General features: G+C 35.2%; 11 protein-coding genes. 3 read left to right on the top strand and 8 right to left on the bottom strand.

Features of this window, described 5'->3' with window-relative positions:
* Positions 1-222 precede the first annotated feature (222 nt).
* Positions 223-819 carry a YdeI/OmpD-associated family protein gene (locus KRR19_RS01890; RefSeq protein ID WP_156666761.1) on the bottom strand — a complete coding sequence of 199 codons (597 nt, stop codon included), beginning with the start codon at positions 817-819 and terminating at the stop codon, positions 223-225.
* A gap of 476 nt (positions 820-1,295) precedes the next feature.
* Between KRR19_RS01890 and KRR19_RS01885 the strand changes: the two genes are divergently transcribed.
* The gene (locus KRR19_RS01885) at positions 1,296-2,933 is read left to right on the top strand and encodes an APC family permease (RefSeq protein ID WP_216733411.1); all 1,638 of its coding nucleotides are present in this window, start codon (positions 1,296-1,298) and stop codon (positions 2,931-2,933) included.
* An 82-nt stretch (positions 2,934-3,015) separates the two neighbouring features.
* Positions 3,016-4,395 (top strand): carboxylesterase family protein, encoded by a 1,380-nt coding sequence (locus tag KRR19_RS01880; protein WP_242543423.1) that lies wholly within the window; start codon positions 3,016-3,018, stop codon positions 4,393-4,395.
* A 38-nt stretch (positions 4,396-4,433) separates the two neighbouring features.
* On the opposite strand, the gene KRR19_RS01875 is transcribed toward KRR19_RS01880, so the two are convergent.
* The 7 genes from KRR19_RS01875 to KRR19_RS01845 all read right to left on the bottom strand — a co-directional run bounded on the left by KRR19_RS01875 (position 4,434) and on the right by KRR19_RS01845 (position 10,574).
* A complete protein-coding gene (locus tag KRR19_RS01875; RefSeq protein ID WP_002479778.1) occupies positions 4,434-5,597 on the bottom strand; it encodes an MFS transporter in 1,164 nt (387 codons plus the stop codon).
* A gap of 171 nt (positions 5,598-5,768) precedes the next feature.
* Complete coding sequence (locus KRR19_RS01870) at positions 5,769-6,548, bottom strand: ABC transporter permease (protein WP_002479779.1); 780 nt, start codon at positions 6,546-6,548, stop codon at positions 5,769-5,771.
* The gene (locus KRR19_RS01865) at positions 6,545-7,213 is read right to left on the bottom strand and encodes an ABC transporter ATP-binding protein (RefSeq protein WP_023015085.1); all 669 of its coding nucleotides are present in this window, start codon (positions 7,211-7,213) and stop codon (positions 6,545-6,547) included. The genes KRR19_RS01870 and KRR19_RS01865 overlap by 4 nt, the downstream gene beginning before the upstream one ends.
* A 168-nt stretch (positions 7,214-7,381) precedes the next feature.
* A complete protein-coding gene (locus KRR19_RS01860) occupies positions 7,382-8,125 on the bottom strand; it encodes a CPBP family intramembrane glutamic endopeptidase (RefSeq protein ID WP_156666759.1) in 744 nt (247 codons plus the stop codon).
* A 188-nt stretch (positions 8,126-8,313) separates the two neighbouring features.
* Positions 8,314-9,102, bottom strand: a complete 789-nt coding sequence (locus KRR19_RS01855; RefSeq protein WP_002479782.1) for a CPBP family intramembrane glutamic endopeptidase — start codon at positions 9,100-9,102, stop codon at positions 8,314-8,316.
* A gap of 192 nt (positions 9,103-9,294) precedes the next feature.
* Positions 9,295-9,903: a stage II sporulation protein M gene (locus KRR19_RS01850; RefSeq protein ID WP_156666758.1), complete on the bottom strand. Its 609-nt coding sequence runs from the start codon at positions 9,901-9,903 to the stop codon at positions 9,295-9,297.
* Positions 9,904-10,112: 209 nt separating this feature from the next.
* Positions 10,113-10,574, bottom strand: a complete 462-nt coding sequence (locus KRR19_RS01845) for a DUF1307 domain-containing protein (RefSeq protein WP_216733410.1) — start codon at positions 10,572-10,574, stop codon at positions 10,113-10,115.
* A gap of 345 nt (positions 10,575-10,919) precedes the next feature.
* On the opposite strand from KRR19_RS01845, the gene ppx reads away from it, so the two are divergent.
* Complete coding sequence (gene ppx / locus KRR19_RS01840) at positions 10,920-12,449, top strand: exopolyphosphatase (RefSeq protein WP_216733436.1); 1,530 nt, start codon at positions 10,920-10,922, stop codon at positions 12,447-12,449.
* Positions 12,450-12,637: the final 188 nt, after the last annotated feature.

The following is a 12,637-nucleotide window of genomic DNA, read 5'->3' as shown; positions in this document are numbered from 1 at the left end:
TCAACAGTGTCTGTTCTTTTGTTCAATACAATAAATTAAAAATTGTATCTTCGACTTACTTGATTAATAGTGTACTTTATAACTATAACACAAACTAAACCATTTGGTCGGATTAATCGCGAAATTTTTTGAAAAAAATTGACATATTTTCAAAATTTCATAATTTAGAGTGGATTAAATCAATATTTAATCCCTACCGCGTAACTAAATTACTTAAAACGACTAATCATTCATACCTTTACCTGCTAAAATTTGAGCTTTGTATTTTTCAACACGTGCTTTTCTTGTAGCTTCCCGTTTGGCTTGGCCGATAAAATACATATACTGACGCTGACGCCCAGGAGTAAGATTGTTAAATGCTTCATTTAACTGTTCATCCGCTTCCAACGCTGCTTGTAATTCTTGCGGCATGTCATACTCCTCAGTCTTTTTCATTTCGACCTTTTTACCAGAATGCTCAATTTCCACTGCTTCATCCACATAAGCTGCAATCATTTCTGATTCTGCTTCGATTTGAGCAAGTGATGTAAAACGTAATTGTCTTGCTGCTTGTACATTTTTAGTTTGTTGAATCAACTTATGTTCTGGATCCTTCATTAAAGCACCCTTATGAAACAATAACGCACAATAATCTTTGAAACCATGAATCAACACCACATTTTTACCATTCAAGGTATAACATGGATGCATCCATTTGTAATCCTCTGTTAAGTCTTTATTTTTCAAGATAATAGCACGTAGTGCTTTATATTCATCATGCCACTCTTGCGCACGTGTGAAATATGCTTCTGCTTTATCATTTAATCTGTTCTTTGTCATTGTTGTGCTCCTTTTTTTACAGGCTTAATATACCATAGCCATTTATCTATTTTTCTAATCCTCAATTTTACACTTTTTGTATTCTAAAACACTCATTCACTTATTTTTCTCTTTTTCTTTCTTATTCCAGAGTTGTCATTGATTGTCTTGATTATATGCGATGATTTTCTTGCATTTTAATTTGTTTTCTACTTTTTCTCTATGCATAATCATTAAATATATTAAAACAAGAAAATGCGCCACGACAGTTTTTTACGTATTATCACCATTAATGAATATACAAAAATCGCCGTTATATCGTATTTTCATGCGTTTTCATTCATAAAATATAAACCTGCCCTTTTCCTGTTGACGTCATCTGAATTTTCCGTATAATGTTCTATCATGAGTTAGGTTTGCCTGATTTATAAATGAAGCAAGCTTATTTTGCTTTACAAATAAAGAGAGCATGTTCTCTGAAACTTAGGAGTTTTACTATGAAACAAACTAATAGTGGTAAAATCAGCCTGTCACAGCTTGTGTTACTTGGACTTGGTTCATTAATCGGTTCAGGTTGGCTGTTCGGGGCATGGGAAGCTTCATCTGTTGCAGGTCCTGCAGCAATCTTTTCATGGGTGATTGGTTTCATCATCATCAGTTTAGTCGCATATAACTATATCGAAGTCGCGACAATGCTGCCGCAATCTGGCGGGATGAGCAACTATGCACAATATACACACGGTTCATTACTCGGCTTTATCGCTTCTTGGGCGAACTGGGTTGCTTTAGTTACGATTATCCCGATTGAAGCCGTATCTGCTGTACAATACATGAGTTCTTGGCCTTGGGAGTGGGCAAAGTTCACAAGTGTTCTGATGAAAGACGGTACAATCAGTAATATTGGTTTATTCGCTGTATATGTCATTATTATTATCTTTTCACTGTTAAACTATTGGTCAGTGAAAGTTCTTACATCTTTTACAAGTTTAATCTCATTCTTTAAATTAGGTGTACCGACATTAACAGTCATCTTATTATTACTATCAGGTTTCCATCCAGGAAACTATGGTCATTCATTAAGCAGTTTCATTCCTTATGGTACTGCACCGATATTTGCGGCAGTTACAGTATCAGGAATTATCTTTTCATTCAACGCATTCCAAACCATTATCAACATGGGTGCTGAGATTGAAAAACCAGAGAAAAACATTTTACGCGGTATCGTGATTTGTTTATCATTAACTGCGTTATTATATGTCGTTCTACAAAGTGTCTTTATTACATCTATGCCTGAAAATATGGTCGCTGATAAAGGCTGGAAAGGTATTCAATTCAACTCACCTTTCGCTGACTTAGCCATCCTATTAAACTTGAATTGGCTAGCGATTTTACTATACATTGAAGCATTCGTTTCACCATTTGGAACTGGGGTCGCATTCGTTGCTTCAACAGGTCGTGTATTAAGCGCTATGGAGAAAAATGGACATATTCCTAAAATTTTAGGCCGTATCAACAAACAATATAATATTCCAAGAGTCGCAATTATTGTCAATGCCATTCTAGCAATGGTTATGGTGACGTTATTCAGATCTTGGGGCACACTCGCAACCGTGATCGCAACCTCAACATTAGTTGCGTATTTAACAGGGCCGACAACAGCGATGGCTTTAAGAAAGATGGGGCCAAAACTTCATCGTCCATTTAAAGCACGCTTCTTGAAAATAGCAGCACCTTTATCGTTCGCCTTAACGTCACTTGCGATTTATTGGGCAATGTGGCCGACGACTGCGAAAGTTATCTTTATCATTATTCTAGGTTTACCGATGTACTTCTTCTATGAATACAAATTAAACTGGGAAAATACTCGCAATCAATTGCGCGGCAGTCTATGGTTGATTATCTATTTACTTGTACTTTCAGGATTATCCTTTATCGGCAGTAAAGACTTTAACGGTATTAACTGGATTCATTATCCATATGACTTTATAGTCATCATTATCGTCGCTTTAGTCTTCTATAAAATCGGTATCGGCAGTTACTTTGAAAGTAAGTACTATAAGAACGCAGTAGAAATCAACCAAACTTTAGAAAAAGATATTTCTAGCCAAGCAGAAGCTAAAACTTCATCACAATAAATGATATGAAACAGCTGAACAGATGTTATGTCTCTCAGCTGTTTCTTTTTTTATGCTATGTTAGAGGAAAGGAGCGAGTATGATGACATCTATTACAAGACACACAAAAGCAGGCACGATTATCGGACAAATTAAACAACACTGTGAAACGTATTTTGGTATTCCTTACGCTTATCCGCCCATTAACGAAAGACGCTTTAAACATGCTGAACTTAAAACAACATGGTCAGAACCTTTACATGCTGATCAATTTAAAGCCATTCCGCCCCAACCCTTTAATAAACTTGAAGCGTTTTTCTCTACACATCCTGAAGACACACAAGTGCCTAAGATTAAACATCAAAGTGAAGATTGCTTATATTTAAATATTTGGAAACCCATCACCGCTTCTTTCAATCAAAAATTACCAGTTATGATTTGGTTTTATGGCGGCGGTTATCTCAATGGTCACGGTTCAGCTGAACTTTATAACCCACAAACATTCGCTGAACATGCGCAAGTCATTGTCATTACATTCAACTATCGTTTAGGTGCACTCGGTTATTTGAATTTTAATGCGATTCATGAAGATTACGATATGAATTGCGGCTTATCCGATCAATTCACCGCATTATTGTGGGTCAACCAATTCATCGAAGACTTCGGTGGAGATTCTAACAACATCACTTTGTGTGGACAGTCTGCAGGTGCCATGAGTATTCAAGCATTAATGCATCTAAAAGCAGCTCAACCTCTTTTTCATAAAGCGGTCTTAATGAGTGGCCCATTACGTTTTGATGAGGTACAACACAGTCAAAACACTGCGCAACATTTTCTGAACACAGTCACAAAACTTTATGACACTACCAACTTAGCAGCACTCTCAACACATCAAATGATGCATGCGCTAGAAGAAGATTTAGCGCAGTACGGACCTTCTAAAGGTTTAGAATTAATTTACAGTCCTATCTTTGATGAATCCACTATGGTAGATACAACCCCTGACAAGTGGCCTGTGTTAGTGGGTTTCACTGAACAAGAAGGTGATTGTTATATCCGTAATGAATCACGCAAGTTAGCACCTGAGCGCTTTTTAGAAGTCATGCAAAATAACAATATAACCGTTGATACAACTGCCTTTGATATCACAACGGGCAAAGGCCAATCAGAAGCAATCACCTATTATGAATTTAAACAACCATCCTTACGTTGGTTAGATCATTATCAATATAAGAAGAAATGGCTCTACTGTTTTAATTGGAGTGCACCAACAGCTCAAAATTTTAAAACACCTTATCATATTTTAGATGTTGTTTTTTGGTTCGGACATACAGATATTTTACATGCTCATCATCTTCCTATAACGCATCATACACATACTTTGATGCAACAGATGATGGACACACTAGGCAAATTTGTGACAGAGGGTCATGTGGATTGGTCTGTTTATACAACAATTGAAGATGCTTATATTTTCGAATAAGAAAAACGCTTAACCCAAAATTGGATTAAGCGTTTTGTTTATATTTGTGGCTTTTGTGTTTGTTTAATACTTAAGACAATTAATACAATCACAATGCCTAAGATACTTGAACTATAAGCAACCGCATGTACACCGATATTTGAGACGATTAAGCCACCAATCATACCGCCCGCTGCAATACCTGCGTTTAAACTAGACATATTCCAGCTGAGCACTTGGCTCGCGTCGCCTTTCACGTGGTCGATCAAACCACTTTGTACGGCTGGGTTAGTACTCCATTCCATAATATTCCAAATAAAGATGATTAATACAATGATGATAGAATTCGTAATAAACCAATTGACTGCGGCTAAAGATAACGTAAACGCAATTGCGGCAATTAATAACCAAGTCTTACTAGTTAATTTATCTGCAAGGAAACCACCCATGGATGTCCCTAATGTTCCGGCAATTCCATTTACTAATAATATAATAGAGACAAATTGAATGTCATAACCATTTGTCAGCATCAACGGATTAATGTAGACAAACGTAATTGAATTCGCAGTCAGCAACATAAAGGTCACTGCTAAATATTTAATGATTTCTGCACGGTTTAAAATTTTGTATTGTGACGACGTATCAGATGTATCACCTGACGCAGTGGACAGTTCAGCAGGTGTCGGTAAGTAACGCATCATTAAGAAAGCAGCTACGACACTAACCACGATAATAAAAACGAACGTCGCGCGCCAACCGAGCCATCCTCCAAGCATCGTTCCGATCGGTACGCCGAAGACATTCGCACCACTGAATCCTGAATACACAATACCAATCATTTTACCGCGATTCTGTGGTGCCGTCAGCATAGCTGTCAGCGCTAAAATTTTAACAATAATCAAAGCTGCGGCAGCTGAAGAAATAATACGTCCGATAATCAGTAATGTGAAATTCGGTGATACCGCAATTAACGCATTACCGAAGACAAAGACTGCAATGGTCCAAAGTAATACTGTTTTCGCACTGAAACGATTAGTAACTTTGACTAGAATCGGGCCGCAAACGGCGAAAGTAACTGCATATAACGTCACTAATTGGCCAATCCACGCTTCTGAAACATGTAAATCTGCGCTCATTAAGTTCATTATCCCAGCAACCATCATTTCGACCATGCCGACAATAAACACACTGATAATAAACGTTACTATTCTCATAACTGACATTCTCTTTGCCTCCTCTCTTTTGTATGTAAAATTAATATTTTCAACCTTTCCATTATAGTTGAATTGAAATCAAAATGTAAGTGGATGAATTTATTTTTCAATATTCGCTAAAAAAACAGAGCTGTAAAGCAGAAATAGTTTCCCAGCTTTACAGCTCTGTTTATTGTAGATTTAGTTATCATCGTCTTCATCTTCCATCATACTGCCGATGAGTTGATGACGATGGTTAAAGAATTGTTTATAACTTAGATATGTTGCGATGAGTGCTGTTGTGATTGTCGCAGTGGTATGGATAAAGACAACTAAGAGTTGGAATTTGATGGCTTGAAGCGGGTCCACGCCACTAATAATCATACCTGTCATCATCCCTGGAATAGAAACTAAACCATATGTTTTCACTGAATCAATCGTTGGGACAATCGCAAGTTTAATACTTTCTCTTACTGCTGATTTAGACGCTAACTTCGGTGTTGCGGCTAATGCAAGTTTACATTCGATTGTACCGTATTCTTTTACAAAAGCACGATCTAAGTTTTGATACGCAAGGTTAATCGCAATTAATCCATTATTCGCAAGCATCCCTGCGATGGGAATCAATTCATTACCGGTAAATTTAATAGCGCCCACAAAGACAATCACGGCTAATGGAATTGCGGTACCGATAAAGATAGATACAAATGAAATCCAAAAGACATGGTGCATCACTTTAGATGCACGACTGATTGTATTCCATGACGCGTTAATAATAATGATTAAGACGAATAAAATTAAAATCCACGGTTCATCCAAATCAAATATGAAATGCAGAATGTAACCTAAGATAACTAACTGAATTACTGCACGAATCGATGCGATGATTAAATCTTTTGCTATGTTTAATTTCTCTTTAATAGAGACTGCAATCGGGATAATTAATAACAGTGCCGTCAGGGCTAAGGCTGTTGTACTCATACATCAATTACCCCTTTCTTATCTTTATTGACTTTACCATCGACAATATCCACACGACGGTCAAAGTGTGACATACTTTGGTCATAGCTATGGGTAATCCACATAATTGATACCCCTTCATCTTTCGCTAAGCCAAAAATAACATCTTCTGCTTTCTCGGTATTATCCGCATCTAAAGCACTTGTGGCCTCATCTAATAATAAAACATCTGGTATGTACATCAACTGACGTGCTAAACAGATACGCTGACGTTCTCCTCCAGATAAAAATTCAACGTTAGTGTCTAAATCATAATGACCTAAACCAAATTCCGATAATAGTTTTAACGCTCTGTCTTTATCGAATTTGTCATTTCGCGCAATAGAAGGAAACGCTAAATTTTCTCCGATTGTACGATCAAATAAATCTGTTTCTTGCGGCATATAACTGATACGTTGACGTAATGTTTCCGGCTCATACGCATCGTATTCCTTGCCGTTATAATACATATGACCGCTCGTCGGACTGATTAAATCACACAACAAATGAAACAGCGTACTTTTCCCGCTGCCGGACGGTCCTACAACTGCGATTTTTTCGCCTTTTTTAACCGTTAAGTCTAAATGGTCAATAATCAGACGTTTATCCGCTTTGTAGCACACATCTTTTAATTCTAAAATCGCCATACTACTGCTCCTTTTCTTCAATCTAGAGAGATGACATTATCCATCACCTTACTATTCCCTTTCTTATACAATTTAACATATTTCAATTTTGAAAAATATGACAATTATCTAAGTATAGAATAAAAACACTGACTTTATACTTAGCCAGTGTTCATGCATATCTATGACTTAAGAAAATAACATCAAAATAAAGCCGATTGCGTTGTTGAAGGCATGAAGCAAAATCGCAACCGCTAAGTTTTTTCGACTCATCAAATAAACAATAGAAAAGACCGTACCCATCATCACATAAGGTAAAGCTTCATATATAGAAGGCGCATACATCATATGTATACCTGCGAACAAAATAATGGATAATAGTGTTGCTAGAACATTGCCGATTTTCTTACCTAGCTCATGAATAATCACATTTCTGTATAAAAGCTCCTCTACAATTGGCGCGAGGACAACAATGCTGATAAATAAGAATGGCCATAACCATTGATGTTCAAACATAGCTTCAATCATAGCTTGGTTTTGCGTATTATCTAGGTGTAACACGTGTTCCATAAGGTATCCTATACCGGCATTTAAAGTGAAAACCACAATACCTCCGCCAATAATTAGATACCATAGTTTAAATGCACGCCTGATCCTCTCTTTCGCGATAGGTATCAGATAACGTCTATGCATTAAGTAGAAAATAAATAATAAACTTAAACTGGATACATCTTGAGCGATGCCGCCAAACTCTTCATACTTTATCATCGGAACTTCTCGATTAGTGGCACCATAATAAAGACCAAGCACAAGTTGCAGTAGTACTGCCGCACCAAATAATAAGAAGAAAGATAACGGAAATAGGAAGAAATCACGTTTCATAACTTTAGTTGAGTCAAAAGGATTTTCTAGTATCTTTGTTGTTTGTGTCATGTTGTCACCTCTTGTTGTTTTCTTTATTGTACAAAACTGAACCAGATTTGCATAAATAAATCATAAAACGTTAAAAACTTATCTTAACCATCATAGTCTATATAATGCGCGATTTAATTTAATTATTTCCTAGGAAATGAAAAAAGACTGCACATGCAGTCTTTAGAATGTTTGATTATGCTTTTATATTATGAAAATTTATCCATAATGAACTGACCGACTATGCCAATAAAGCCAATACCATTAATAATCATATGAAAAGCAATAGATACCGCTAAATTACGACGTGAATACATATAAACAAAGACTAATGCACCTGCCATGATCGCATATACACCGAATTCAAATGGCGAGACAGCCCCTGTTACATGAATACCCGCAAATATAATAATGGATAAAATAGCACCAGCTGTATATCCGATTTTCTTACCAAGTTCATGGATAATTAAATGACGGAATATCAATTCTTCTATAATCGGTGTCAAAATCACAATATCAATAAATAAAACTGGCCATGCCCAAGGATTATCAAAGAGTTGAAGAAGAATCATTTGGTTTTGTGTGTTATCAAATTGCAGATGTTTCGGTAGTAATAACATCAATCCACCATAGATTGCTTGTGCGACAGACATCGCTAAGTATGTAAGAAGCAACACCCAAGCGTAGCGTTTTACTTTCGCAAAACGTGCTTTCGCAATTGGTATGATATATTTTCGATGCATCAAGTAATAAATCAGTACTACCACTATTTGACCTACTAAACTGCCGATCACATTCAACAATATAAATGTATGCCTTGTTAAATCACCAAATTGGCTTTCATATATTAAACGTAATGGAAACATCACTAGTGCAGTAATTAATGGAATCACAAGGAAGAACAGCGGAATCAACCAAAAATCTCGTTTCATTACACGATTTGACTGATAAGGATTATCTTGTGTTTGAGCTAATGGACGTTGTTCGTTTTCATTCACGATATCACCTTTTCTAAGCAGCTGCTTATACGTTAACTGCTTGCTTTCGTTTCAAAACAAGATTATAACATATCACTCGTTTATTTAATGTGATTTTTGTGTATATTTTCAAAAATTCATTCTTAATGTTCAACAAAAATCAGACAAAAATATCGTCCTAATGCCGACTATTAAAATATAGCAACATTGTCTTTAAGTGAAAAGATTATATATGAAATCTGTGAAGTATGTTTCTAAAAACGCTGCGAGTATGTATAAAGGTAAAGCAACTAGAAGATATACTTTTAGCAAATTACTTAAAGCTAGTTTAAATGAAAAATTTTGCTTTTTATTACTTCTAAATAAATTGCTTATCTTTCTGACGATTGCTTGATTTAATTTATATAAACCACTAATAACGATGCACATAGCAAATATCTCTATAATTGCATGGGGAATTGCGGATCCGATCATAATAATTCCTTTATTAAAATCAATATGAATTGCAAATCCAAACATGATACCTGTAACTATGCTTGTAGAAATTATATTTAAACAGTACAAAAATGGTATTGGAATTAAGGAAAATATAAACATTTGAAGCGGAACACGGCCACCATTATTTAATATATATTCCCAAACTTTATTTAATCCTTGTGCATCCTCAAGGTTAGAAGGTAAACCACTTGATATACTTTTAAAAGTTTCAATTGATGGGCTAAAGATAAGCGATAACACAAAAGCAATTAAAATAAGAGTCATTGCTACGACGAAAATTTTAATAGTTCTTTTAAAATAATTTGGATCTTGGATATTTAACATAGTTAGCCTCTCTTTTTAAATTATCAAATTAATTGATTACTTTAGGATGAATCGAAAGCTCTCCATCATTACCAATTTGATTATAACAATTATTCTTATTTAATCACGTTAAAATCTATATTTAGTATTATATTTAATGTTTAGTATCTGATTAAAAGCAACAAAAAACAACAAATCACACTGAAGTGACTTGCTGTTTTACGATGAGATTATTCTTCGCTGAGTGGTTTTTTAACAGTTAAACCAGATTTTTTCAATGATCGTTCTACAGATTTAACATCGACGTAGTCATTGCCTTCTTTTGGCCCAGTCACACCGACTCTATGTGATAACTGTTTTAAATCCGCTTCTTTATAATCAATGTCTACTTTCTGAACTGCTTTGTCTTCTTTGATATCTTTTTTGTATTTAACACCTTTTAAACCTTCGAACACTTTTTCTTGTTTATCTAAAATATTTTCAGCATCACTTTTCGAAAGTCCATTTTCGTCGTACTTAATTGTCATAATCATTGATTGTTTAACCATTTTATCGCCTTTATAAGTTAAAGTATCAATGACATCTGCCCCCGCTAATTCGCCTTGATATGTTTTGGATTGTTCTTTTTCACAAACTGCTAAGACGAAAAGACTCAACATAATTATCCCCATAAAGAGAAGGCTGCGTTTCATATCGTTCCCTCTTTTCTTATCCATTTAATAAAATTATTATACCACCTTTTTTCATTTCCACGTATCTCTATTATCTATTTTTTATGTCCTATTTGAAAATTTAAAGTGTACGCGATTGCTTGTTCAAAATAATGAATATTACTATCATTTTAGTCTATACAGTTAATGTAGAATGTAATGTTTTGTGATAAAATTAAAGTGAGTAAAGAATGTGACTCTTGTTGTCATATCAGGCATTAAGCGTTCTCATTTTTTCTAAAAGAAGGAGTTAGTCATATGATTTTACCAGGACAGAAATTGATTAATCGTCTGCTGACTGCTTCTAAGCAATCAGAGGGGGTTCTCATGAAACGCATTGGATTAATCGATATCGGTTCAAACACCATTAGATTAGTTGTGTTTGAATACGATAGTAAAACAGGCCTTACGGAAATACAAAATATAAAAACACCTGCACGTTTAAGTCAATATTTAGAAGATGACTTGACGATGAATGATGAAGGTGTCCATGTCTTAATTTCAGCATTACAAAGCTTTAAGAAAGTCGCAGATGAATATAAAGTAGACGAACTGCATCCGATTGCGACAGCTGCAATTCGTCAGTCGAAAAACAGAGATGACATTTTAAAACAAGTGAAGAAAAAAATCGGTATGAAACTATCTATCGTTCCAGAATTAGATGAAGCTTATTACGGTTTCTATGCGATTATTAACTCTACTGCCATTGTAGATGGACTTTCTGTCGATATCGGTGGTGGTTCTACTGAAGTTACGTTATTTAAAGGAAAAGAGTTAATTCATTCTCACAGTTTCCCATTCGGTGTCGTTACTTTATCTCGTAAATTCTTTGAAGGTAAAGATCATAATGACAAAGATGCGATTAAAAAAATGCAGAAATTCTTAGACAAAGCCTTTGGTTCACTTGATTGGATCAATAACCAAAAAGTAGCTTTAGTCGGTGTCGGCGGTTCTGCACGTAACGTAGCACGTATCCATCAATCTGAAGTCGCTTACCCTATTGGCGGCGTGCATTGTTATACCATGACGGGCGATGACTTAAATCAAGTTTTTGATTTAATTGAAGACAGTTCACGTGACGACTTAACAAACTTAGACGGCTTAAGTCGTGACCGTGTAGATATCATTCTACCTGGTGTCGCTGTCTTTAAAGCATTATTCAAACAAGTGGATGCGACACAATTCACTTTCTCTAGAAAAGGTTTACGTGAAGGTTATGTGATGTATCAACTCAACCAAAAGATCAAAGATGCTTTTGATCGTTTTAACGTTCGTAACCGTGCATTATATCAATTGTCTAACACCTATAAACATGAAGGTGTAGGTGCCAAACAACGTGTTGTTTTAGCTGGTGACTTATTAGATCAGTTAAAAGAACAGGACATTATCAAGTTATCTGAGAAAGACCAACGCCTTTTTAAACAAGCAGCTTATATTTATTATTTAGGTCGTTTTATCGATGCCGATTCAGCATCACAACATACGTATTACATTATCTCAAACTCAATGATTGATGGTTTTAGTCACCATGATCGTGTTCAATTAGCGTTAATGGCAAGCTTTAAAAATAAAAGCTTATTAAAATTCTATAATGATGAAACCGGTTGGTTGAACAGTGACCAACTAAGCGACTTACAATCTCTTGGCGGTATTTTAAAATTCATCGATGCCTTGAATGTGTCACATACCAATCCAATCAAACGTATTGAACTCGTGAAAAATGATAAAGAGCATTATACTTTAAATGCCTATTACACCGGTCATCCGATTGCAGAAGAATATCAAGCAAACCGTCAAAAGAAACACTTAGAAAAAGTATTAAAAGGAAAAGTATCAATAAACTTTACAAAATCTTAACATTAATGTGTTAAGTTACAAATGGATGTTTCTGTGGATTTAAGCATTTGTATACAATGATATAAGTTATACAACAAGTTGCACTTGAGCGTTCAATATAAAATTTAAATTGCAATTACTGACATCTCTGAATGACATCACAGAACATAGTCATTTCAATTTTTTTATTTAAATAAAGTCTATTTACT

Source organism: Staphylococcus sp. CWZ226 (assembly GCF_018986355.1).
GTDB lineage: Bacteria > Bacillota > Bacilli > Staphylococcales > Staphylococcaceae > Staphylococcus > Staphylococcus simulans.
Note: the sequence above shows the minus strand (reverse complement) of the source record. Positions and strands in the feature narration are given on the sequence as shown.